A 25463-nucleotide genomic window follows, 5' to 3' on the forward strand; every position below is an offset into this window, starting at 1 on the left:
AGCCACTCGTAGCTTGTAGCTCGTAGCTCGTAACTAATTTATATTATTATGATTGAAAAGAAAAAGCCTTCCGATGATTTTATACGGGTACAGGATTTGTGGGGAATATTTGTTCCCAAGTGGTATTGGTTCGTCGTTTCCCTGTTCATTACTCTGACTGTAGCAGTATTATATCTGTTGAGCACTCCGCCCATTTATACCCGCACCGCCGCCATTCTCGTCAAGGATAACTCTAAAAACAGCTCTTCGACGAGTGCTATGAACGATTTTTCCGATTTGGGCATCTTCAAGTCCAATACCAACATCAACAATGAACTGCTGACGTTGAAGTCCCCCACACTAATGACCGAGGTGGTCAACCGATTGGGATTGAACGAGAGTTTCACTGTACGCAGGGGATTAAAGAACGTCGATCTATATAAATCGGCTCCTGTCAGCGTCACGTTCACCGACAAAGTAGAAACACCATTAAGTTTCACCATCGAATTCTCCTCAAAAGACACGTTCATCCTTTCCGAGTTTGAAGTGTCGGGAGAAAGCACAGAAGAAACTTTCTCCGCTCAAATGGGTGACTCCATACATACCTCCGCCGGAACAATGATCATATCTCCTGTGCAAGAGTTCAGCAACGCTTTTAAGGACATTCCTATCCGATACGTGCGTGGAGGCGTGCGCAATGTCGCCGACACCTATGCAAGAGAGCTGGTTGCCGAATTGGGCGACGAAAACGCCACCATCATCACCCTCAGCATCAACGACGCCTCCATCCGGAAAGCGGAAGACATCCTGAACACTCTGATCGAGGTCTATAACGAGAACTGGATTCAGGACAAGAACCAGATTGCCGTCAGCACTTCACAATTCATCAGCGACCGCCTGGGCGTTATAGAAAACGAACTGGGACATGTGGACGAAAACATCTCCAGTTACAAGAGCGAGCACCTGCTGCCCGACGTGCAGGCCGCCTCCAGCCTCTACATGGCGCAGTCCGCCGAAAACAAAAAGGAACTGTCGGCACTAAACAACCAACTCTCCACCGCTCAATATATCCGCAGGGAGTTGAATGCTAAGCAATTGGACCAGCCGTTACCAGCCAATTCCGGTATCGTCAACGCCAATATAGAAACACTCATCAGTGAATACAACAATCTGGTACTCGACCGCAACCGGTTGATAGCCAACAGTAGCGAGAAAAATCCGTTGGTAAAGAACATGGCAAACTCCCTGCAAAGCATGCAGCGCACCATCATCCAATCGGTCGATAACCTGATCGTCTCCCTGAACACCCAAATCCGCAGCATCCGCCGGCAGGAAGAAGCTACCACCAACCGGCTGGCATCCAATCCCAACCAGGCGAAATATCTGCTTTCGGTGGAACGTCAGCAAAAAGTGAAAGAGGAGCTTTATCTCTACCTGCTCCAGAAACGTGAGGAAAACGAACTCTCGCAAGCGTTCACCGCCTACAACACCCGCCTGATTACTGCTCCGCGCGGCAGCATGTTTCCTACTGCTCCCCGCCGGATGAATATCCTGTTAGTGGCATTTGTCGTCGGGCTACTGGTTCCGGCGGTAGTCATCTTCATGAAAGAGAACATGAATACCAAAGTACGTGGTCGCAAGGATATGGAAAATCTAAGCGTGCCGCTCATAGGCGAGATTCCGCAGTGCTCCGGCACAAAAAGCAAATGGGGACTTAAGAAGCGGCAGAAGATGAATACCATTGTGGTAAATGAAGGCAACCGCAACATCATCAACGAAGCATTCCGCGTGCTGCGCTCCAACATGGACTTTATGGCAAGCAAGGACAGCAGTCAGAATGTCTTCGTGCTGACCTCGTTCAATCCCGGCAGTGGAAAGAGTTTCCTCACCATGAACATCGCCATGAGTTTCGCCATCAAGAAGAAGCGGATTCTGGTCATCGACGGTGACTTGCGGCACGGCACCATTTCTTCCGATATCAATTCTCCGGAAAAAGGACTCAGCGACTATCTGAACAACCGGATTGAGAACTGGAGGGAAATCGTCGTCCCTCACAAGGAATACGCAAACCTGCAATTCCTCCCCATCGGTACTGTCCCTCCCAATCCTACGGAGCTGCTGGAAGACAGAAAGCTGGCTGACCTGATAACGGCTTTGAGACCAGAATATGATTATATCTTCATCGACTGTCCGCCCGTTGACATTGTGGCCGATGCGCAAATCATCGAAAAACTGGCGGACCGCACCATCTTCGTAGTCCGTTCGGGGCTACTGGACCGTGTCCTGCTTTCCGAGCTGGAAACGATGTATACCGGAAAACGGTTCAAGAACCTCTCCATGATATTGAATGGAACGGAAAACGCCGGAGGACGCTACGGATACGGCTATCGCTACGGATACCATTACGGATATGCTTCCTATTATGGAGGCAAAGGGAAATAAGACTAAATAGTGCAGTGTAGAAACATAAATTAACTATAATAGTGCAGTTAAGCACAAGAAACCGGAATCTGAATGCGTAGATAGATTAAAAATTAAGAAAATAAGCATTCTCAGATGTATAGGATAAGGCTATTTTCTGTTACTTTTGTACGCATTAACTTAATTGGCATGAAACAGGTAGACGATATAGGCAACAATGGATTCATTGGAGAAATAAAGCAACTGCTGGAAGAGGCACGAAAACAGGTAGTTCGTCAAGTGAATACTACAATGCTGAAGACGTATTTTGAAATAGGAAAACGCATTGTGGAACAAGAACAAAAAGGAGAGGCTCAAGCCGGATATGGTAATTATCTGATAGTAGAACTCTCTAAATCTCTTTCTGCTTCCTTTGGCAAAGGTTATTCCAAACGTAATATCGAATTGATGCGACAGTTTTACCTGACATACAAGATTACGCAATCACCGATTTCGCAATCTCTCAGTTGGACGCATTATATTCGCCTGATGAGAATCTCTGATGAGGCTGAACGCCGCTTTTACGAGATAGAATGTGAAGCCAATCATTGGAGTGTGCGTGAACTTAACCGGCAATTTGACTCTGCCCTATACCAGCGTTTAGCACTTAGTCGTGATAAAGAAAAGGTATTGGAGCTTTCTCGAAAAGGACAAATATTAGAAAAGCCTGAGGATGCACTGAAAGACCCTTATGTGTTGGAATTTACCGGACTTCCAGAACTGCCCTCATACAGTGAAAAGGAGTTGGAACAAGCCTTAATTGACAAACTTCAAACATTTCTACTGGAAATGGGGAAGGGTTTTACATTTGTTGGGAGGCAAGTTCGCATTACGATTGATGAAGACCACTATCGTGTAGATTTAGTTTTTTATAATCGTCTTCTACGTTGTTTCGTCTTACTCGACCTCAAGATTGGCCAACTAAAGCATCAGGACTTGGGGCAGATGCAAATGTACGTCCACTATTACGACCGTTTTGTTAAATTGCCAGAGGAAAATAAGACTATCGGGATTATTTTGTGCCGTGACAAGAAAGATGCACTGGTCGAAATCACTTTGCCCGAGGACTCGACACAAATTTTCGCAAGTCGTTATCAAACGGTGTTGCCCAGCAAGGAAGAATTGTCTAAATTGATTAAGAAATAATCTTTTTCAAGTTCCCAGCCCTTGTTTCAATAACAGCAGTAAGATTCATGTGGTTATTTTCCAAATCCCAATCTATCGCGGAAAGCAATCTTCTGAAAAGAATGACCGACTACCATTGCCACATCCTGCCCGGAGTAGATGACGGGGTGAAAACAATGGACGAATCACTTCTGATTCTGGCGGAGATGGAACGGCAGGGTATCTGCAAAATGTGGCTCACTCCCCATGTGATGGAAGACATCCCTAATACCACTCTTGCTTTGAAAGAGAAATTCAAGGAGTTACAAACCGCCTACTGCGGCATGGTGAAGTTGAATCTGGCCGCCGAATACATGATGGACAACCTCTTCGAGGAACGTCTGGAAGCCGGTGATCTGCTCCCGCTCCACGAAAGCAACAGGCAGTATCTACTGGTGGAAACTTCCTGTTTCAATCCGCCCATGAATTTGCTATCCCTCCTGAAGCACATTCAAGCGAAAGGCTACCGACCGTTGCTGGCACATCCCGAACGTTATCTGTACATGGATATCCCCGATTACCGTGCATTGAAGCATGAAGGAATCGCTTTCCAGTTGAACCTTCCGTCACTGACGGGAATGTATGGCGTACATGCACAAAAAAAGGCCGCATCCCTGCTGAAAGCGGGGATGTACGACCTGACAGGAACCGATATGCATTCTGCGGAGAATTTCAGAGTATGGCTTGGAACACGGATTGGCAATCAAGACAGGGACATGCTTTGGGCACACTTCCGGGCATGTCACGATGGCCTCTGAGCTGTGCCTTCGGAAAGAGTTTCAGCAACCGGGACAGCAGTTGTTCCAGTTGTTCGAACTGCTCCCGGGTGAGCGTGTCGGCAGGATGTCCTTCCGGGTCCAGCCCGCCTTCGTAGCATACGCCGATGGAACACCGATTGAAGGGACGGCAATGAGCCCCCACTTCGAGCAACCGGCGGGGCTGACAGTCCCGTCACGGCGGACATAGAAATGATAACCGATGGTACGGAATCCGCGGGCACGATGGTCACGCAAAAGTTGCTCCACAGTATAGTCGCAGTTACAACGAGTAGCGGAACAGTGCAGGATAATGTAGCGCACCGAGTCGGCAGAGTCCATCATTAACCCGTTCTCCACCCCGGCGAGAAGTTCGCGCTCATTGAGCACTTCCTCCCCGCCCACAGTCATAGGAAATGTCTCTTGTATCATAGCACCATATATTCAATAGCAGTTGAACAACTGGTCACCCCTAGTGCCGTGAGAGCCGCAATGGCTGCCTGAATGATAGCTTTGAGCAAAGACGCCCAAGTGATTTTGTTCTTTTTTACAGAGTCGGTCATAATTTTTTAATTATTAATTATTAATTTTCCAAGCGGGTCCTCTTCAAGACCTCCTTCTCCGGAACCGCCGCTTCCGCCTCCGTCATCCACGTCACCCGGGTCGGAGGAAGCCACCTGCTTGATGACGTTTCCGTCCTTATCGTAGCAGGTGATGTTGACAGAGGTATCCTTCAGTTCCTGTTTGATGTTGGTACTGGGTGTGAAGATAACCTTACGGGTGGTGATGAGTCCCGCACTCACATCCTCTACTTTGCTCACCGCTCCAGCTTGAAGGCCAAAGCGCATGGTACCCAGTCCGGGAACGGCAACGGAATGCCCTTCGGTGGCCCATGCCTTGACGACGTCGCCGATAGCTTGCCAGGAGGCATTGAGGCTCCCTTTCGGGATTCCCGACCGGATGGAGGCTTCGGATATAACTTTTTCCTGCTTCAACGTGCTGTAGATTTCTGCCTGCATAATGAAGCGATACTGCCCCGCTGAGGGGCCCACCGTCAGTTTGGTCTGACGGGCTTTTACTTTGATTCCCATAATCTCAATAATTAGTTAATAATTAGTTGACGAGGTTTCAGTTGACAAGGAGACAAGGAGAATAGTCTCTTGAAGTAGTGTTAAAAACATAAAGGGAAACATCCTCCCTTGTCAACTTGTCAACTGAAAACCTTGTCAACTTATCTCTCCCGACAAAGATAAAACAGACCGGAAACCAGCTTATGGGTTTCTATGGCTTCTGCCGGTTTACTCTTTACGGATCACCCAAATGACGGGTAATCAGCAACACTTGCCGGGAGGTGAGCAACTTCTGAGAACGATGATAGCCGGTGGTTTCCAGTTCCTCCATCAGGGGAGGACAACCGTGAACCCAACGCATCAAACGGTTGGTACCCACTGCAGGCGTTGACTTCGGAAAGTAGAGAAGAGATAATTCACTCTTCGTCATGGAGATGGGATGGAAAAACATAAAAATTGAAAATTAAAAATTAAAAAATAGAAGAAGCGCAAACTGCCGGCCTATTGGAAAAATATTTTTTCCCAGTTGGGAAAAAATAAAAGGCTTGCAAACTTGCAATTCTTGCAGAGGTCTTCACACGCACACACGCATACATACATGCGCGAGAGGAAAACTCGACTTTTACTGCAAACGAAGCATCAATTAAACCTGTATTCCCCTCTGCCGTTTTTCGCCAACTGACCCTTGTCGGTCATGCGTTTCAGCAGCGAGTCGAGAGTGTTGGGAGATATTCCGCACCGAGCGCTTGCCCGGAGTGCCTGAGTGCGAGTGAAGCTGAGGGGCAACAAATCCAGAAATGCCTCCTGTGGCGCTTTCTGCTGCTGCACGGTGTCACCGGACGGAAGAAGCGAAAGGACGTGGCACGAATGCAGGTAAAGAGGCTCCGTGAGCGCCAGAACGGCGTGAAAGTCTTCACTGCTGACGGCAAGGTCGAACTCCGGCACCACACCGTCTTGCACATTCTCTTGCGGAATGCGGGATGAGGGCGACAGGCCCGGACATGACATCAATGCTTTTACAAGGGCGTCCGTCGTGCCCGACATCAACAGGGCGTCGAGCGAGCGCATCAATGCCACAATGCTGATGATGCGGCAGATATTGATGGCGATACGTGCCACTGCACTTTTCATGTGGTCGCCATGAACCACACTTGCACGACCGAATACGCATGAGAAGTGAACATTGAATTCATCTTTCTGCTCTTGGGTGAACTTCAGGTTTATACCGCTTACAACAGCCGTGAGGGCATCAAGCCAATGTTTCCAACGTTCGCCCCAGGCGGTGAACAGAGTGTCGTAGTCGCTACCGGACTGGTCGAACTGGTCCACCCATTCATGAATGGGAGGCATGCAGTAGAACACCTGACGCGAAAACAGTCCGTTTTCTGCCGACGGGATGAGCGGCTTCACTTGGGCGGGTGTGCCACTGAGCAGTACACTGAGACATGATTTCTTGCACTCCCTATATTCGTGGTTGGTGCGGCGGTTGTAGGCAAGCCGTTCGTGGTCGTAACTCTTGCGAAGCGTGTCGCTCCAATGCCCGTAGTCTGTACCGATAGCTGTGCTCACGGTGTCGGCTTCGGTTTCGCATATCAGTCCGGCACCGTCAGCATCCATCAGGTTCTCCAGCATACCGGCGCCGGAGTTGTCACCTGCGATGAGAAACATCTTCATGCAAGGCTGTTCGGGTTCAGGTGTTTTCGCCTTCTCCTTGCCCAACACGTCCCACTGCGCTTTCTCGCGGCGGTAGATTTTCATCTTTTCGCTGTATGCATCCATCAGCGAGTCGTGTATAGGTTCTGCCAGCCGGCGCACCCACGTCAGCGCACCTTTTCCGGAAGCGGGCGGAGCAATGATGAAGGTTTGCAGGCACGGATATTTGTTCTTACGCCCGTAGGTGAAGTACAGCAACTTGTTGAGGGTGGCACCGAACACGGTCGCGGCTCCCAGCAGCAAGATGTCCCTTTGGGCAGGTGTGTCGCCGCAGTCTATCACCTGTTGCAGGAAGAGCGGCCAGGAGTAATCCGGAAAGCAAGGCAGGGGGACGGGATTTTCGGCGTTTTCTTTTGATATGGGTGCAGGTGGTTCGTACGCGGGTGCGAAATTATTCTTCGCGGGTGCGTGTGTGTGGGGTGCCTGCAAGTTTTGCAAGTTTGCAAGTTTCTTGTCGAGGCGCACACCTGCCAGTTGGGCAAGATGAAACACCGTTCCAAGTGAATTACCTCCCCGCCCATTCTGCAAGGCATGACTGTAGAGCTTGTCGGCTTCATTCTGTCGGTACTTGGCGGACAAGCAGCAAAGACGATGGAAGAAACTCCGTCCTGCTTCGCCACAACTATTAGCCACGGCAAAAGCCAGTGGCATATATTCCTGATAAGTGGGTGCAAGATTGACTCCCGCCTGTTCAACGGCAATAGTCAATTGTTCAATAATATCAATTTCGTTCATGAAATGATTTGGGATTTATAATTTATGGGCTGCGCAGCCTTTAATTTTTAATTATTAATTTTTAATTTACAATCCGCATCATGTGCCAGGAAGCAGGCTCTCGACATATCGGCGTTGGCGGTATCGGCTTTCAAGCCGTGCTTCCATTCCAGATAGTCCCAGGCGGTGTGTACAGCATTGTCAAACGACTGTTCCAGCGTATCCGTGAGGCTCAGGCGGTAGGATACAAAGAGTTTCACTCCTTTGGCACCGGGGCTTACAAAAGCAAGGTCGGGCTGCAACACTTCGTCGGCAAAAAGGCGGTCACGCCACATTGCGGCTTCTTCGGTAGAAGCAAGATGATCGATATCTATCACGAATAGTCCCGAAGGCACCACGATGCACTGTTCACGGCAGTACGAGAAAACTCCCGCAGGCGTGACGTAAGGTAGTAACGTCTGCTTTTTTCCACGGAACGCCTTATCGTTTTCCGTATTGGCTCTCACTCTTTGCGTCAGTTCCTCCAAATTGGAATCGGAAGAGATGTAGGCATGAAGCCCTGCTACACTGCACACTCCCGCAGGTACTTTATTAGTGACGGGAGCGTTGAAAAAAGACATGATATATTCTTTCATGATGTTGATTCTAATTTAATTAAAGATACATTTTATATTCATCAGATTTATATCAACAAAGATACAGTACATAACCCGTCTTCCACAACATTCACACAGGCGTTTACAAAGTATTTGCAATCATTGAATGCTCGTTGATAATTCATTAAAAATAGTTGAAATAAATCAAGAAGAAAAAGATAAAAATGGAGAGAGAAAATATAACTATGAACGACAAACCGGAAATAGAGATAAAGATATTCGGCGGTACGAACATGATAGTTCCTGCGGGTACTACCGCCGTTCAGAACTTTTACGGCGATCAGTTTGCCGAGATCGCCATCCGCCCCGAAGCAACCGAGGGCGTTGAAAGTCTGAATGATGACGAGTGCCACCTCTTCACCTACGTGCCCGATGTGAAAAAGGTGCACGAGTACACCCGGCTCCTGGGCGAATGCACCACCGCCCACGATCTGGCGGGTGTGGTAAGCATCATGCTCGGCGAGCCCCGTGTGTGCAAGGAGACAGTGGTGAAAGGTGCCTTCATCGAGGTTCTTCTTCCTTTCGCCTACCGGCTGACGTCGGGGGCAAAGGTAGATAACGTGAGGCAACAGATTAATAATATGCTGATGACGAGGGGGAGGGAAAGAAAATAAGAGAAAGCTTTGCTTGGAGAAAACGAATGGATTTTGTTACTTTGCAAGTAATCAATAGACCAAAGGAGGAAACAGATATGATGCAGCGACGACTTTATCCGATAGGGATACAGACTTTCTCAAAAATACGGGAAGGCAATTATTTGTATATCGATAAAACGGAGTACGTTTATCGGATGACACATTCCGAATCAAGTTATGTGTTCCTGAGTCGCCCGCGCCGCTTCGGAAAAAGCCTGTTAACCAGCACGCTTCATTCTTATTTCGAAGGTCGGAAAGAACTGTTCGAAGGCCTTGCCATTGAAAAATTGGAGAAGGAATGGATCCCGTATCCCGTGCTGCATTTCGACATGAGCATGGCGAAACATGTTGATAAGGAACAGTTAGAAAAAATGCTGGGAATTCAATTGTATAGATATGAAGAAATTTATGGCCGTTTGGAGCAAGAGGAAACGTTGAATGACCGATTTACAGGTTTGATACAACGTGCTTTCCGGCAAACAGGTAGACAGGCAGTTGTACTGATAGACGAATACGACGCCCCGCTTCTCGACGTGATTCATGAAGAGAAGAACCTGCCCGTGCTTCGGAACGTGATGCGTAACTTCTACAGCCCCCTCAAGGCGTGCGACCCTTATTTGCGTTTCGTGTTTCTCACGGGAATCACGAAATTCTCCCAGTTGAGCATTTTCAGCGAACTGAACAACATCAAGAATATCAGCATGGACGAGCCATACGCCGCCCTCTGCGGTATTAGCGAAGAGGAAATGCTGACCCAGATGTCCGATGACCTGGACTTGCTGGCCGCGCGCATGAAGTTGACCCGTGATGAAGTCCTGAAAAAGCTGAAAGAGAACTATGACGGCTATCATTTCACCTGGCCGTCGCCCGATCTATACAATCCGTTCAGCCTGCTGAACGCTTTTGCCGATGGCAAGATGAAGTCTTACTGGTTTGGTAGCGGTACACCCACCTATCTGATAGAAATGCTGAACAAGTATGGCGTTGCTCCCCAACAGATAGGAGGACAGAAAGTATTTGCCACAGCTTTCGACGCCCCTACGGAACGGATGACAAACATTACTCCCCTACTCTACCAGAGCGGTTACATCACCATCAAGGATTATGACGCCCGTCTGGACCTGTACACGCTCGACATCCCCAACAAAGAGGTGCGTCTGGGGCTGATGGAAAGTCTGTTGCCCCACTATGTGCCGCCCACCGAGACCGAGCGTGCCGCAACGCTGACAGCCTATCTGTTCGATTCCATTGACCGTGGCAATATGGACGAGGCCTTGCAACTGCTCCAGACCTTCCTCTCTACCATTCCGCAGTGCGACAACACGGACTATGAGGGGCATTATCAATCCTTGCTCTATGTCATCTTCAGCCTTCTCGGCTTCTACGTGGACGTGGAAGTACGCACTCCCCGCGGACGTGTGGATGTGGTGTTGCGCACCCATAGCACCCTCTACGTCATAGAACTGAAACTGGATAAAACCGCCGATGCCGCCATGCAGCAGATTGACCTGAAAAATTATCCCGAACGCTTCGTGCGGACTGCCGGTGGTGAAAGTGGGAATCAACTTCGACAGTGAACGGAGGACGCTGGGGGAGTGGAAGATAGAAGGACAATAAACAACTCAGATTTTTGAGTGTCAATAGATACTGTTATCAGTGCAGAACAATTTATCAGCGGGCAACTTGTATATAAACGACTTCCACCGGTTGAACAGCATGGCTGCTCAGCGGGAGGTTCGAGTCATGTCATTGCATCCCTACTCGCGGGAGCAAAAATTAAAGCAGATCAGAGCATTAAAGGAATCAACGATTTCAAAAAAGAACTCTAATGCGGAACGCAGCAAGCTTTAAGAAAAACGAAAACTCCTACACCCCATTATATCTTTAAAATAAAACCTTTCATCTTTTAAAAACAGTGTTTATACAAAAGACAAACGTAGAGGGTTTGGCCATCATTGAGCCACGCCTTCTCAAAGACGTACGCGGCTATTTCTTCGAGTCTTTTTCCCAACGGGAATTCGAAGAGAAAGTACGCAAGGTGAATTTCGTGCAGGACAATGAGAGTATGTCATCTTACGGAGTGATGCGTGGACTTCATTTTCAGAAGCCACCTTTTGCACAAAGCAAATTGGTACGTTGCGTAAAAGGCAGCGTACTGGATGTGGCGGTTGATATTCGCAAAGGATCGCCCACATACGGTGAGCATGTGGCTGTAGAATTGTCGGAAGATAATCATCTTCAGTTCTTCATTCCCAGAGGTTTTGCCCATGGTTTTGCCGTACTGAGCGAGGTGGCTGTATTTCAATACAAATGCGATAATTATTATGCTCCGCAAGCTGACGGTGGAATCAGTATCTTGGATGAAGGCATAGGAATAGACTGGAAAATACCGGTTGATAAGGCGATACTTAGCGAGAAAGACATGAAACATCCGTTGCTGAGGGATTTTGAGAGTCCGTTTGAGTATGGGATGGGGGTTTATGAGTGATAGAAGATAAAAAACAGGATGAGACACATCTAAACTGCATAATAAACTTAAAGAACAAGATAATACCTCCATTTTGACAACAGTAGATACGAGCTTATAAAACACAAACTTTAGAAGTGCAAAACAAAGAAAAAGCAAAATGTCTAATGGAAATGAAAAGACAATCCAAAGAAAAGAACATGGGATTATATCCCCTCCCCCAATAAAGTACTATATTTATGGCAAAAGAATCAAGAGTTACCAAAAGCCTACTTAATGCACGAATGAATTTAATATGTTATTTCGTATCATTGATAGCAGCTTTCTTTACTCGTAAAATATTGTTAAACTATTTAGGTACTGAATTTATCGGCTTCACAGGTACACTAGGTAGCTTACTAGGATTTCTAAATTTAGCAGAATTAGGTGTAGGTGTAGCCATAGGATATGTACTATATAAACCTATTTTTGATGACAATAAAATAAAAATAGAAGAAGTTGTATCAGTTTTTGGTTATTTATACCGTATAATAGGATTCTTTATATTGGGATCAGGTGTAATACTCTCATGCTTTTTACCATTAATATTTCAAGATGCTGAAATCTCTCTTTATGTTGTGTACTTGGGATTCTACTCTTATTTATTCGCTTCTCTATTTGGTTACTTTTTCAATTATCGAATGTCGCTGCTTTCTGCTGACCAACGAAACTACATTGTAACTGGATGTTTTCAATTAACTAATACAACCAAAGTAGTACTACAAATGGTATTAGCCTATTATACAAAGAATTACTACCTATTCCTATTAATAGAATTATTTACCGGAATACTAAATTCCATTATACTTAATCATATCATAGACAAAACTTATCCTTGGTTAGAGAGTAATATACAGCGAGGGAAACTCCTTTTCAAAAAATATCCGGAAATAGGAAGGTATATAAAACAATTATTTGTACATAAAATAGCAGGATTTGTACAATTCCAAACCCTACCCTTATTCATTTATTCTTTTGTTTCACTTCCTATGGTTGCTATTTACATCAACTATACACTAGTAACTCAGCGTGTACAAAGTTTAATGAATGGTGTTCTGGATAGTACAGGTGCAGCTGTAGGTAACTTGATTTCAGAAGGAAATAGAACAAAAATTTTTGAGGTATATAAAGAACTGTTTGCAATTCGCGCATTCGTTTCCGGCATATTGGCTTGTTGCGTTTATCATTTAATATCTCCATTTATTATATTATGGCTTGGTGAAGAATATTTGCTATCAAATGTTGTAGTAATACTTGTTTCAGTCCAGATGTATTTATTTCTACTTCGTGGAACCACAGACCAATTTTTATTTGGTTATGGATTGTTTTATGATGTCTGGGCACCTGTCACAGAATCTGTCCTCTTCATGCTATTAACTGCAATATTTGGAACATATTATGGTTTACCCGGTGTTCTAGCCGGTCCATTGGGTGCCAATCTTATCATTATTTATGGTTGGAAACCATTTTTTCTCTTTAAGAAAGGATTCAAAAAATCAGTGTCTAACTTCTATTATTTAGTTTTATCTCACCTATTACCTACATTACTTGCATATTATTCTGCCGTTAAAGTATCAAATGCCATGATGAGTATTATTGCAATTCAGTTTGGATGGTTTAATTGGTTCCTAACATCTGTTCTATTTACCATATCAATCACCATATTCTTATATCTATTTGCTTATCCGATGTCAAAAGGATTGAGAATAGCAACAAATAGATTGCTTAAAAAAAGAATCCGATGAATATATTATTTCTAACATACGGACATGTGTCCAAAATGCGAGGTGGAATAGACCGTGTAACAGATGTGCTTGCTCGTTCATTCATAACACGTGGCTATAATATCTATATGATATCAGTATGTAAACCTCACGAAGGAGATTTTTCAGAATCCTATCAGCAGATTTTACCCAAAGAATCCATTCTTAGTCAAGAAAACACGCAATATCTATCTGATTTTTTAGCAAATAACAAGATTGATATAATTATTAATCAGTCAGAAAGAATAGATATCCTTCGCTTAATATTACAAGCCAAAAGTAAGGCTCCGGTCCTTTCAGTTATTCACACCGATCCCCTATCTGTAGTAAAAGGAGTAAGAGATAATTGGGATTATTGGAAATTGAATGAAAATCGATGGAAATTTCTTTTATTGCTTCCTTATTATATACTCCGAACCATCTTGCGCTATTGTTTTAGATACCATAGCATAAAAAAGCATCATAAATATTTTTATGAAAATAATGATGGAATAGTACTACTCTCAGAAAAATTTAAGGAACCTTTTCTGCATCTTATTAATATAAGCCAAAGTAATAAGCTTTTTTCAATTTCAAACCCTTTATCTTACCAACAAACAAGAAACATAGAAAAGTATCAAAAAGAAAAGATAGTGTTATATGTTTCCCGTTTGGACTACAGTCCTAAAAGATTGGATCGCATACTTAAAGTGTGGAGTATAATAGGAAATCATGTTGGGTGGCGTTTAATGATTGTCGGTGACGGTCCGGATGCCATATTATACAAAAACTTAGCAATGAAATATCAATTACGAAATATTGATTTTATGGGGCATACCGATCCCTCGCCTTTATACAAAAGGGCACAAATTCTTTGTGTATCATCCACTTACGAAGGATTTCCTCTTGTATTAACAGAAGCGTTGCAATATGGTGTAATACCTGTTGCATTTGATTCTTTCGAATCCGTCCATGACATCATTGACACAGGAAAAAATGGTTTTTTAGTGAAACCATTTCAAATAAAACATTATGCAAATATTTTGAAAAACCTGATGTTCAACGATAATTTGAGACAACAAATCCAAATGAATATTCAAACAGATACTTCCTTTTTTAATCGCTTCAACATCAACTATATTACCGATGAATGGAATGATTTACTATCACGCTTTATTAAAAAGTAGCAGAAGGTATAGCTATCAAATACTTTTTATTACCATAACCATATTACAATGAAATCATTGGTAACTATAATAATTCCGGTTTACAACGCTGAACGTTGGCTCTGCCGATGTTTGAACAGCGTAATCAATCAGACTTATCAAAACTTAGAAATTCTTTTAATAAATGATGGTAGTCTGGATGGAAGCGCAAATATTTGCGATGAGTATGCGACAAAAGACCATAGGATACGAGTTATTCACCAAAAAAACTGCGGAGTAAGCGCATCCAGACAAAAAGGAGTAGATTATGCTACAGGCGAATATTTAATTCATGTAGATTCTGATGATTGGATTGATAAGGATATGATTGCCCAGCTCTATTCTAAAGCTATCGAGGGGAATTACGATATGGTTATATGCGATTATTATGAGGAATTTATTAGAAAAACCAACTATTGCTGTCAAAATCCAAACACTACAGATACTAAAAGTTTGCTGCACAAATTTCTGTTCCAACAATTGCACGGTAGTTGTTGTAACAAACTCGTTTCACGGGTTTGTTACAACATGCCCAATGTATCCTTTCCACAAGGAGTGAACATCTATGAAGATTTGTACGTCACTTGTCAGATGCTACACAATAACATTAGGGTAGGTTATCTTCCCAAAGCGTTTTATCATTATTTTATAGGATATAGTGCAGACACACTTTCGGTACGTATCACGCTAAAGTCTACAAAAGAGAAAATATGCTTTATTGAGTTAATGAGTAAACAGCCATTCATAAATAACCTGAATGAGCTCTACTATTTTAAAAAAGATGTACTATTTAGCCTCTTTTGTTTGCGCCAATATACACTCTTGAATCAGACTTACCCTGAAATAAAGGAACAAGTATTATCAGAATATCGTTCATATCACGTAATGACCCCTAATGGTTATGTACTTAAGACTGCTCTTAAAGGAAGTATCTTTAAAGCTCATGTTTATCTGTTTATTAGTTCAATTATCATAAAATCAAAAAATATAATTAAGTCACTATAAATGACATTTCAGATTAGGTAAAAACTACATATATTTTTATTGCCAATAAATCAAATTTAATATGCGCGTGCTTTGGTTTTCTGTTACCCCCTCCCTTTTCAACCCTCATACGAATGAACATAATGGCGGAGGCTGGATTGCATCATTGGAGCAAATTATTCGGACAGAAGAAAATATCCAATTGGGAGTTGCCTTCAATTTTTCTGATGACCACTTTCGTTATGAGAAAAACGATGTAGTATATTATCCGATACAATATAACATAAGGTCGCAGATGAAAAAGTGGTTAAACAACACTAATAAGGAGGAGAAAGTAAGATATTATCTTAAGATAATCGAGGACTTTAAACCCGATTTAATTCAGATATTTGGTAGTGAGAACGATTTCGGAATCATTTGCCAGCACACGCTGATTCCAGTGGTAATTCACATGCAAGGGTGTATCCCACCTTATCATAATGCTTTATTTCCTGTGGGGATGAGTTCTTCTGATTTTATTTTCCATAAAGGATTGAGTTTACAACGTCGTATAATAGGAATACGGTCAGAACCTGCTTTCCACAAAAGAGCTGAGCAGGAAATAAAGACTATCCAAAATTGCTATTTCTTTATGGGACGGACTGAATGGGATAAAAATCTAATCAATCTCTTTAATCCAAACGCTATCTATTTTCATTGTGAAGAGGCACTTCGTGATTCTTTTATGAACAATGGTAAGCGGTGGAATCTACAAAAATCGGATAAAGTAAAGATTATAAGTGTAATTTCCAATCCTTGGTACAAGGGAGTTGACCTGATTCTGAAAACAGCCCAATTACTGAAACGTTTCACAGATTTAGACTTTGAATGGCAAGTCTATGGAGTGCGAGATATTCGTTTCTATGAGCACAAATATAAGATAAAAGCGACAGATACGAATGTAAAGATTATAGGAACCGCCTCTGAAGAAAGACTGGTGAATGCCCTATGCAGTGCTACGTGTTACGTGCATCCCAGCTATATTGACAACAGTCCGAACAGCCTGTGTGAAGCTCAAGTACTTGGACTTCCTGTTTTAGCAACGTATGTAGGTGGTATTACTTCCTTAGTAAGAAATGGGGAAACAGGTATTTTGTTTCCAGCCAATGCTCCTTATACATTAGCAGCACTGATTAAACGTATCAGTACCGATACGGAATTGGCTCTACAATTGAGTTATAAAGCCCGGCAACAAGCTATTGAGAGGCACGATCCTGATGCAATACGAACAAAGTTACTGGAAATTTACAAGCAAATTCTTGATCAAAAATAGTTTATGGTAAAGTTTATTCTATTCGTTGGAAATTGGGTTGGTATCCTCTCTCTGCTCTTTCCTATTAAATGGTCGTTTGGCTGGTATCTATTTAGGCGTGCAGTAGTGTCCCGTCGTTTCAGAAATCGCTTCCAAAAATTTGGCAATGGTTCATTATTAGCTCCTGGTATAAACCTGCTTTCCGCACAGCATATCAGCATAGGAAATCATAGTTCTATTATGCGCCATTGCATACTGGAAACCTGTCCTAATGCCGGTTTACATCCACAGTTGGAGATAGGAGACAATGTTTCGCTGGGTGAATATTCACATATCACTTGCGCTCGGAAAGTGGTGATAGGCAATGGGGTTCTGACTGGTCGATTCGTCTTGATAACCGACAATAGTCATGGAAGTTCTTACAAAGAAGAGATGATCAGCCCTCCTTTAACGCGTCCTATTCATAGCAATGGAGCAGTTATTATCGGTAATAACGTGTGGATAGGTGATAAAGTTACCATACTGCCTAATGTAACTGTTGGTGAAGGAGCCATTGTGGCTACCAATACTGTCGTGACCAAAGACGTGCCGGCGTATGCTGTAGTAGCTGGTTGCCCGGCTAAAGTAGTAAAAATGATAAAATAGTTAGAAAAATGAAAGATATAAAAGTGATTCCGGTGTATCTCCCACAATTCCATGCTATTCCGGAGAATGACGAATGGTGGGGAAAAGGATTTACCGAATGGGTAAATGTAAAAGGAGCAAAACCTCTGTTTGAAGGACATAATCAACCCCGTGTACCACTCAATAAAAATTATTATGATTTGAATGATGTTGAAACTTTGAAATGGCAGTGTAAAATGGCCAAAGAGTACGGCATCTACGGTTTCTGTATGTATCATTATTGGTTTAGTGGAAAAGTTCTTTTACACAGACCAATGGAACTATTATTAACACACCCTGAAATCAATATAAATTATTGCATATCTTGGGCAAATGGAGAATGGCGCGATACATGGAAATATAAAGATGCGAAATCTACCAAAATATTGATTTATGACGATTATAATAATGAGAAACTGTGGGTAGATCATTTTAATTACATGCTCCCTTTTTTTAAAGACAATCGTTATATGAAGGAGAACAACAAGCCTATATTGGTTATATATACTCCCCATATTATTACGAAATTAAATAAGATGTTGGATTTATGGACACAGATGGCTAAGAAAGAGGGTTTTGAAGGCATCACATATATTTATCAAAGTGCTGCTTCTTCGTTTGATAGATCATGGGACAAATCTCGTTTTGAGTACGGGATCGAAATGAATCCCGGCTATGTAAATGGCATTTCAAACAGGAATATACGACAGATTTCACGATTAATGAAATATAGTCGTGAAATAAAACGAATATTGCATATCAATAGGAGGTTGCTGGTGACTAAGAATAATTCTGAAATAAAACAAAATGACTATGATGAAGTGTGGCAGAAAATATTGCAACTGCGTCCTAACGGAACTATTAGAATGATTCCTTGTGCTTTTACGGATTGGGATAATTCTCCACGCTTTGGAATAAACGGCTCTTGTTATACAGGAGTTACTCCCCAAAAATTCAAGCATTATTTTGCATTATTGGTAGAGAATGCGAAGAAGTATTATAAATCGGATAAAATTTTTGTTTTTGCTTGGAATGAATGGGCGGAAGGTGGATATCTGGAGCCAGATGAATTATATGGTACTGGTTTCTTAGAAGCTATAAAGGAGGTTTTGGATGAACAAAATTAATGATAATGAAACAGATTATAATCAAACGTTTTAAAGATTTATTTTTCAAGGCCAAACATTATAGCATATCATTTGCTCTATATGATTTTATTTGGTGGATATGTTTTTACTTGCGACCACCTTTCGCATATAAATTATCCTCTTTTGTCATATGTAAAAAGACAGTATGGTTAGACAGGTATATAGGTCAACGTTATTCTGACATTATAGAGAGTTATCGGACTAAGAATTTAAATCAAGCTCCTGTCGAGAATTATAAAATCTGGGTATTCTGGGGACAGGGCGAAGAAAATATGCCTCCCTTGATACGTGCCTGTTACCGTCAACTTACGCATTTTAATCACAATGTAACATTAGTGACCAATCAGAATGTAGATGATTATATTTCGTTATCGCCGGTTATCATGGATAAAGTTCTGTCCGGACGTATTACGTGGGCGCATTACAGCGACATAGTGCGCAATACCTTATTGGCACAATATGGAGGGTTGTGGCTGGATGCCACTGTATGGGTGTCTGGGAAACTCCCGTTTGAGAAATTGTCGCAATTATCTCTCTTTTCTTCAAACGGTAAGGTACCAGTTCTAAACCATTCCATTCGTTTTTGGACTTCATTCGAATATAATTGGAGTAGTTGGTGCCTATTCGCTAATGCAAAAAGGTATAAGTTGTTTGAGTTCGTAAGCGAAATGTTGCAAGCTATTGCTATCAACGAAAGATGTTGGCCTGATTATGTAATTCAAGATTATCTCATACTTTACGCTTGTCGAAATTTTCAACAAGTGAGAAATGACATGCAGAAATGCCAAAAGTACGAATGTAAGTACCGCAACCGATTAGCCGAATTGATGAATTCATCATGGAGTGAAAAAGATTATTTGAATTTAATCAAAACAGATTTTGTATTCAAGTTAAGTTTTCGTTCTAAATGGAAGAGATATGATCCTAGCGGCAGGCAAACTTTCTACGGGAAAATTACGACTTCCCCTTTCCTAGATTCTTCTCTGACATAATCAGTTTGATCTTCATGAAAATATTCCCCAAGCTGTCTCTCAGACTATTTTTCAATGACCGCACCATTGCCACATTTTTGGTAGTGTTATTCTGCATCTTGTTCGTCCCCATTGAACAGAGTGCAATCAGCACGGTCAAAGTGGCAGTAATGGCTTTGTGTCCACTGATATTCATTTTAAAAAAGCCCTATATCTCAAAAGCCCTGTTATTGGGAATGGGATATTGGTTAGTCGTTTATTTTTTGTCGTTGTTCAAAGGCGAGATGCGTTTCTCCACCCTTGGCTTTTTAGCCATGTACTTGATGATGTTCATTACATACTATGATTTTATCATCAAGGGGACTTTTACACTAAATTATTTTCAAAATATACTGAAGTCACTTATCATTGCTTATGGAATAGTATTGATATTGCAGCAGTGTTGCCTACTGATAGGTATCCGCAATATGCCCATCATCAACCTACAAAACCAGTTTTTCTTGAGTATAAGCAAGCTCCCTTCTCTTACCTTGGAACCAAGTCATTCAGCGCGTATCTTGACAGTAGCCATGCTGGGATATTTAAGATGTGAAGAAATTTCCATTTCAAGAAAATTAACCTTGGGAGAACTATTTTATAGTAAGCACCGCTGGGTAACTGCATTTTTTTTCTGGGCTATGCTAACTATGGGTAGCGGTACAGCTTTTGTGGGAATCGCTATTTTAAGCCTCTATTTCATAACTCGTCATACTGCAATATATATTATTCCCTTTTTAGTCGGTTGTTTTATTTTTGGACAGTCAATAGAACTACAGCAGATGAAACGGGTCGAAATATTGACAAAAGCTAGTATGACAGGAAATACCAAAAAGATGCAAGAAGAAGAAGGTAGTGGTGCCGTTCGCATAATTCCTGTATTGAATTTATTCACCAAGACTGATTTGACGAAAAAGGAAACATGGATTGGACGACAGTCTATGGAAAAAGATAAAGCATGGTGGTCGAAAACGGACAGTTCAATCATAGATCAATATGGCCTGATTGCATTTTTAATTTCAATGTTGCTGGTTTATTCTTGTATGATTTATCGTTTTTTCAGCGTAGAAACCTTGATTTTTCTGTTTTTTATAGGTTTCTCTATTAATAATATCTACTATACATGGGGTTGTTTTATGATAATGACAGCTATTAGTTGGTTTCAGAAACAGAATGAACAAGGCAGTTTGATTATAGAAAATGAGACGAAAGATGAATAAAAGGCGGGAAATATGGGCGGATAATGCTAAATTTATAGGTATAACCTTAATGCTGATTGGGCATAACAGTTTGGCCAGCAATGAAGTATTTGATTTTATATATGCTTTTCACATGCCTCTATTCTTTATCCTATCAGGATATTTTGCATCGGACAAAAGGGAACCGTTCATGCCATACTTGAAAAAAAACATTCGAAGTTTACTGGTGCCCTATTTTATGTTTTGTCTGATAGTATTGCCTCTAACCTATTTTCATTTATGGAGTAATAGAGACATGCTTGGTTGTAACAGTTGGAATGATTTTCTGATAATGCCTATATTAGGAATATTCTTTGTGAAAACAACTGCAATATCATACTTTACCGGGCCAATATGGTTCTTTGCAGCCTTATTCATCGTAAAAATGCTATTTTTCTTATGCAAACTATTTTATACGTCAAAATATTCATTAATTTCCATGAGCATTGTTTGCACAATACTTTTTCTCTTCACTAAAAGCCTTGGTATACAACTACTTTTTCGATTTGACTCCGCATTGCTTTGTTTCCCTTTTTATGTGATTGGCTTTACAATGAAATATTTCAATAGCAGTGTTATATTCAAGAAAAAATCTTATTGGTCAGCAGGAATGCTATCCTGTGTCTTGTTTATACTCACATATTATATAAGTATCAATAATGGTCATGTAGAGATAAGTGATGCAGGATATGGACACAGTTTATTGTTGATGTATATTGGAGCGATTTTGGGAAGCTTGGGAGTTATTGTAGTGAGCAGAACAATAGGTAGAAATGAGTATATTTTAATAATAGGAGGAGGTACTGCGGTAATTCTGGGATTGCATGGAAATATACAAGCCATGATGAAACAAATTGTTGTTCATTGGCTTGGAATTACAACCTATTCTTTGTGGGCAGCCTTGCTCATGGTTACACTTCTTCTATCAATACACATTCCTATCATATATTTTATGAATAAAAGGTGTCCATTCTTAATAGGTAAACAGAAATGACTAATGATTTAACACTTGCTATCTGCATGTACAATGCAGAGAAATATATTGAGGAAACCTTGCAGTGCATCATAGCACAAACTATGCAGGATTTCTATTTATTGATAGTGAATGATTGCTCGACAGATAACAGCGTTCAGATAGTTGAAGATTTCTTTAAAAGAAATTTGCGCCAGTATGAATTGGTCAACTTGCCCCAAAATGGAGGTTTGTGTGCCGGACGCAGATTCGTGGAGGAATATGTGACAACAAAATATCTCTTATTCGTGGATGCAGATGATTGTCCGTATCCCTCTTTGGTGGAAAAGCTATACAATAAAATCAGTTCGGACGGTAATCTGATGGCGGTGGGATGTCATTTGGAATACATGGACAGTAATGGTGGTAAGATGGATGGAGGAATCTTTTTAGGGGAAACCACCAAAGAAGGATTCTATGAAAAAGCAGCTAAAGAAAAGCTAATCTTCATGCAACCCACAGCCATATACGACCGTTTGCTTGCCTTACAAGTAGGTGGACATAATATCACTGGGTTTCCAAATGGCAAGCCTCGCTATCAAGATTTATGTGAAGACTTGGATTTGTGGACACGCATGAGCGACCTATATAAAAAGGGAAAAGCAATTGTAGTGATTCCGGAAGTATTGTGCAAATACAGGAAACACGAACAAGCACTTTCGGCCAATTCATTAGGAATGATACTCCGTATGCGCCATATCAAAGCCAACTTGAAACAGAGAAGAAGAGGAGAAAAAGAGCTTTCTTTTATTGAATTTCGTGATCGGATGAGTAAGGAAGAGCTAAAGAAGCTGGAAAAAGACGCAAAGTCGGCAGACTGCTTACGGAATGCTTATTATTGCCTGAAAAAAGGTAAGCTGATTCAATTTATAAAGTATTTATCAGTGTCCGCGTTCTGTAATCCGGGGTACGCTGTAGATAAAGTAAAGCACAATTTGTTAAGAATGAAATAATGGGAACATCTGATTTTCTAAAAATCATATTTGACTTTCTGAATACTGAGACAGAATATGCCGTACTGCGAAATTTTGAAGGACTACCGTATCACAACAATAGTCGAGACATTGATATAGCCATTGAGAAAAGTGAATTGCAGAAAATCCGTCCACAATTAATATCATTGATAGAACTATGCGGATGGCATATTGTGACCTACTTGAACAGTGACCGCTTGGTGACATGGGTATGTGGTACGGTGCATGAAAACGACAGTGCAGATTTAGTACAGCTTGATTTCTTTTATCACACCTCCATATTCGGCATTGTATTGATAGAAAATAAAGAGATATTAAAACATCGGCTATTCAACGGACAGGTTTATCATGCCAATAAGGTATATGAATTTTTAGACAAATATGTGTACGACCGTGCTGTAGGTGCCACCTACCCTGATAAATACAAAAATACACGGCAGATAGTTGAGAACAACCCACAAGTGGAAAAACTGATAGTTGATATATTCGGCAAAAATAATCTTGCCGCTTGTGATAAAGCCAATAAGAAAGAGTTGCTGAAAGCTGCTTTGAAATGGAATTTCCATAGATTTGGTTGGAGAGCAATAGCTAACTTTTTGCAATTTGAATATCACCATATTAAAAACTACCTCTGCTCCAACACCGGTTTCAGTATCGGTTTTACGGGACCTGACGGTTCAGGAAAGACTACAGTGATAGACTTGCTGATAGAAAATTTAGGAGATGTGTTTCGCAAAGCTCATACCTATTACCATTTCCGCCCGACCTTGTTTGGCAATTTAGGAGAAATAGCATATTCAGCCGGTGTAAAAAAGGATGTAGACAGGAATTTCAGTAAACCACATCGAGGTGGAAAAACAAGTGTACTGAGTTCTCTGATTCGTCTCCTTTACTATTCGGCAGATTACATTATTGGCTATTTCATGAAAGTGAAGTCTGTGATACGCATTACACGAATCGTAATTTTTGACCGATACTATACAGACATCATATGTGACAGCCGCCGAAGTCGTATTTATCTGAATCCCAAATTCCTACATACATACGGACAGATTTTCATCCCATCCCTTGATTACAATATTCTTCTAACCGCTTCATCGGAGACTATTCTTACTCGTAAACGTGAATTAGACAAAGAAGGCATAACCACCATCAACCAAAAAATAGATTACTTGGCCAACAAGAAAGGGTACTACAAAGTATTGAATGAAAATACACCGCAAGAAGCAGTCGGCAAAATTCTACGGATTGTGTTTGAAGAGCAACATCAGAAGAATTTGAAAAGAATGAGGTAATTGAGTATCAACAATGAACAAACTTAAAATATTCGTTTCTGCCTACGCTTGTGAACCGGGTTTAGGCAGTGAAATCGGTGTGGGCTGGCACTGGGTGCTGGAAATGTCCAAATACTTCGACCTTTGGGTATTAACTCGCAAGAGTAACCAACCTACCATTGAACCTTGGATTGCTAAATATCCCGAATACAACCATATTCATTTCCTCTATTACGATTGGCCCAAGTGGGCACGGTTTTGGAAAAAAGGTTTGCGAGGCGTACGCACTTACTACAATATCTGGCAGTATTGCACCAATGACATCGTGAAACGAACAATGCAAGAGAATGAGATAAAGATTTTCCATCATCTTACTTACGGCAATGTACTCTGGAAGGTGAGTAAATATGGACAAACACAGTTCTTCGTATGGGGACCAGTTGGTGGATTAGAGAGTATTCCTTCGGAATATTCCCGGCATTACAATAAGAAATCGCAAATCATAGAGAAAATCCGGAGGATAGCAATATCGGCAACATCTTATAACTACGGATTTAGACAACGTTGTAAACGAGCCAATCTAATTCTTTGTAAGACAGAAATAACCCATAAGCGAGTACCACAGAAGTACGCAAACAAAGCAATTCTTTTTACTGATGTGGCAGCAGATATTATCAACACACCAAGAGTATCCCAAAAGAAAAATGATACGATTGAATTTATCACTGTAGGACATCTGGATGCATGGCGAGGTTTTGACCTAACGATTGAAGCTATGGCAGAAGCCATAAAAGAAAATACTCATCTTCATTTGACAATCGTTGGGGATGGATCGGACAAGAAAAGACTTGAAAAACTTATTAAAAGATTTAAGTTGGAAAAGGCTGTGACACTAACAGGAAAAGTTCCTATGGAAACTTATAGAACAATGATGGATAGAGCAGATGTTGTGATTAACGCTGCCCTTAAAGAGGGTGCTGTTACCGTATCATTCGACTGCATGGCTATGGGAAAACCGTTGATTTGTCTGGATACCACCGGTTACACCCGCTACTTTACCAATGAATATGCCATCTTAATTCCGCGAACCGGAAGAAAAGAAGTCATCCGGAATATAAAAGGCGGAATATTACGTCTCACAGACTCAAGAGAACGGGAAATGTTCGGACGAAAGGCACAGGAAGCCTCCTGTAAATTCTCATGGGAGAATCACGGGAAAGAAATTCGCGATGCGATTGTCAAGGCTTATATATCTTATTCTTCCAAATAAAAT

The 25463-nt window shown here is 41.7% G+C and carries 22 protein-coding genes and 2 pseudogenes; 18 read left to right on the forward strand and 6 right to left on the reverse strand.

Annotated elements, in window-relative coordinates:
- The first annotated feature begins 48 nt into the window (after positions 1 to 48).
- The 3 genes from QZ135_RS00265 to QZ135_RS00275 all read left to right on the forward strand — a co-directional run bounded on the left by QZ135_RS00265 (position 49) and on the right by QZ135_RS00275 (position 4361).
- Complete coding sequence (locus tag QZ135_RS00265) at positions 49 to 2421, forward strand: polysaccharide biosynthesis tyrosine autokinase (RefSeq protein ID WP_294604707.1); 2373 nt, start codon at positions 49 to 51, stop codon at positions 2419 to 2421.
- A 168-nt stretch (positions 2422 to 2589) separates the two neighbouring features.
- On the forward strand, positions 2590 to 3585 hold the full coding sequence (locus QZ135_RS00270; RefSeq protein WP_294604709.1) for a PDDEXK nuclease domain-containing protein: 996 nt from the start codon (positions 2590 to 2592) through the stop codon (positions 3583 to 3585).
- Positions 3586 to 3632: 47 nt separating this feature from the next.
- Positions 3633 to 4361, forward strand: a complete 729-nt coding sequence (locus tag QZ135_RS00275) for a CpsB/CapC family capsule biosynthesis tyrosine phosphatase (protein WP_294604713.1) — start codon at positions 3633 to 3635, stop codon at positions 4359 to 4361.
- Here the strand turns inward: QZ135_RS00275 and QZ135_RS00280 are convergent.
- The 6 genes and pseudogenes from QZ135_RS00280 to QZ135_RS00305 all read right to left on the reverse strand — a co-directional run bounded on the left by QZ135_RS00280 (position 4276) and on the right by QZ135_RS00305 (position 8490).
- Positions 4276 to 4790: pseudogene (locus QZ135_RS00280) on the reverse strand (N-acetylmuramoyl-L-alanine amidase). The gene QZ135_RS00275 and the pseudogene QZ135_RS00280 sit on opposite strands and share 86 nt — an antisense overlap.
- Entirely contained in the window at positions 4787 to 4921 is a 135-nt protein-coding gene (locus QZ135_RS00285) for a smalltalk protein (protein WP_294604716.1), read from the reverse strand. The pseudogene QZ135_RS00280 and the gene QZ135_RS00285 overlap by 4 nt, the downstream one beginning before the upstream one ends.
- Before the next feature lie 6 nt (positions 4922 to 4927).
- Positions 4928 to 5449 (reverse strand): DNA-binding protein, encoded by a 522-nt coding sequence (locus tag QZ135_RS00290; RefSeq protein WP_294604719.1) that lies wholly within the window; start codon positions 5447 to 5449, stop codon positions 4928 to 4930.
- A gap of 214 nt (positions 5450 to 5663) precedes the next feature.
- Positions 5664 to 5879, reverse strand: a complete 216-nt coding sequence (locus QZ135_RS00295) for a DUF4248 domain-containing protein (protein ID WP_294604721.1) — start codon at positions 5877 to 5879, stop codon at positions 5664 to 5666.
- A gap of 188 nt (positions 5880 to 6067) precedes the next feature.
- A complete protein-coding gene (locus QZ135_RS00300) occupies positions 6068 to 7876 on the reverse strand; it encodes a DUF3987 domain-containing protein (protein ID WP_294604723.1) in 1809 nt (602 codons plus the stop codon).
- Positions 7877 to 7923: 47 nt separating this feature from the next.
- The gene (locus QZ135_RS00305; RefSeq protein WP_294604725.1) at positions 7924 to 8490 is read right to left on the reverse strand and encodes a BT4734/BF3469 family protein; all 567 of its coding nucleotides are present in this window, start codon (positions 8488 to 8490) and stop codon (positions 7924 to 7926) included.
- A gap of 185 nt (positions 8491 to 8675) precedes the next feature.
- Here QZ135_RS00305 and QZ135_RS00310 point away from each other — a divergent pair, with 185 nt between their 5' ends.
- The 15 genes and pseudogenes from QZ135_RS00310 to QZ135_RS00380 all read left to right on the forward strand — a co-directional run bounded on the left by QZ135_RS00310 (position 8676) and on the right by QZ135_RS00380 (position 25460).
- The gene (locus QZ135_RS00310) at positions 8676 to 9125 is read left to right on the forward strand and encodes a hypothetical protein (protein ID WP_294604728.1); all 450 of its coding nucleotides are present in this window, start codon (positions 8676 to 8678) and stop codon (positions 9123 to 9125) included.
- 77 nt (positions 9126 to 9202) lie between these two features.
- A pseudogene (locus QZ135_RS00315) lies at positions 9203 to 10763 on the forward strand (AAA family ATPase).
- A 298-nt stretch (positions 10764 to 11061) separates the two neighbouring features.
- On the forward strand, positions 11062 to 11634 hold the full coding sequence (gene rfbC / locus QZ135_RS00320) for a dTDP-4-dehydrorhamnose 3,5-epimerase (protein WP_294604730.1): 573 nt from the start codon (positions 11062 to 11064) through the stop codon (positions 11632 to 11634).
- A gap of 218 nt (positions 11635 to 11852) precedes the next feature.
- The gene (locus QZ135_RS00325) at positions 11853 to 13397 is read left to right on the forward strand and encodes a sugar transporter (RefSeq protein WP_294604733.1); all 1545 of its coding nucleotides are present in this window, start codon (positions 11853 to 11855) and stop codon (positions 13395 to 13397) included.
- A complete protein-coding gene (locus tag QZ135_RS00330) occupies positions 13394 to 14581 on the forward strand; it encodes a glycosyltransferase (RefSeq protein ID WP_294604735.1) in 1188 nt (395 codons plus the stop codon). Before QZ135_RS00325 ends, QZ135_RS00330 begins: the two co-directional genes overlap by 4 nt.
- A gap of 48 nt (positions 14582 to 14629) precedes the next feature.
- Positions 14630 to 15604, forward strand: coding sequence for a glycosyltransferase family 2 protein (locus QZ135_RS00335; protein WP_294604736.1), 975 nt, complete (start codon positions 14630 to 14632; stop codon positions 15602 to 15604).
- Positions 15605 to 15878: 274 nt separating this feature from the next.
- Positions 15879 to 16895: a glycosyltransferase gene (locus QZ135_RS00340; protein WP_294604739.1), complete on the forward strand. Its 1017-nt coding sequence runs from the start codon at positions 15879 to 15881 to the stop codon at positions 16893 to 16895.
- A gap of 219 nt (positions 16896 to 17114) precedes the next feature.
- Positions 17115 to 17519 (forward strand): acyltransferase, encoded by a 405-nt coding sequence (locus tag QZ135_RS00345; RefSeq protein WP_308757804.1) that lies wholly within the window; start codon positions 17115 to 17117, stop codon positions 17517 to 17519.
- Between the two features lie 8 nt (positions 17520 to 17527).
- Positions 17528 to 18664, forward strand: a complete 1137-nt coding sequence (locus tag QZ135_RS00350; RefSeq protein WP_294604744.1) for a glycoside hydrolase family 99-like domain-containing protein — start codon at positions 17528 to 17530, stop codon at positions 18662 to 18664.
- 5 nt (positions 18665 to 18669) lie between these two features.
- Positions 18670 to 19677, forward strand: coding sequence for a capsular polysaccharide synthesis protein (locus QZ135_RS00355; protein ID WP_294604746.1), 1008 nt, complete (start codon positions 18670 to 18672; stop codon positions 19675 to 19677).
- A 14-nt stretch (positions 19678 to 19691) separates the two neighbouring features.
- The gene (locus QZ135_RS00360; RefSeq protein WP_294604749.1) at positions 19692 to 20912 is read left to right on the forward strand and encodes a hypothetical protein; all 1221 of its coding nucleotides are present in this window, start codon (positions 19692 to 19694) and stop codon (positions 20910 to 20912) included.
- Positions 20905 to 21924: an acyltransferase family protein gene (locus QZ135_RS00365; protein WP_294604751.1), complete on the forward strand. Its 1020-nt coding sequence runs from the start codon at positions 20905 to 20907 to the stop codon at positions 21922 to 21924. The genes QZ135_RS00360 and QZ135_RS00365 overlap by 8 nt, the downstream gene beginning before the upstream one ends.
- Positions 21921 to 22895 (forward strand): glycosyltransferase family 2 protein, encoded by a 975-nt coding sequence (locus QZ135_RS00370; RefSeq protein WP_294604753.1) that lies wholly within the window; start codon positions 21921 to 21923, stop codon positions 22893 to 22895. Before QZ135_RS00365 ends, QZ135_RS00370 begins: the two co-directional genes overlap by 4 nt.
- Positions 22895 to 24211 (forward strand): hypothetical protein, encoded by a 1317-nt coding sequence (locus tag QZ135_RS00375; RefSeq protein WP_294604756.1) that lies wholly within the window; start codon positions 22895 to 22897, stop codon positions 24209 to 24211. The genes QZ135_RS00370 and QZ135_RS00375 overlap by 1 nt, the downstream gene beginning before the upstream one ends.
- 13 nt (positions 24212 to 24224) lie before the next feature.
- Entirely contained in the window at positions 24225 to 25460 is a 1236-nt protein-coding gene (locus QZ135_RS00380) for a glycosyltransferase family 4 protein (protein ID WP_294604758.1), read from the forward strand.
- The last annotated feature ends 3 nt before the right edge of the window (positions 25461 to 25463 follow it).

Origin of the sequence: uncultured Bacteroides sp., from assembly GCF_905207245.1 — a bacterium.
Taxonomy (GTDB): domain Bacteria; phylum Bacteroidota; class Bacteroidia; order Bacteroidales; family Bacteroidaceae; genus Bacteroides.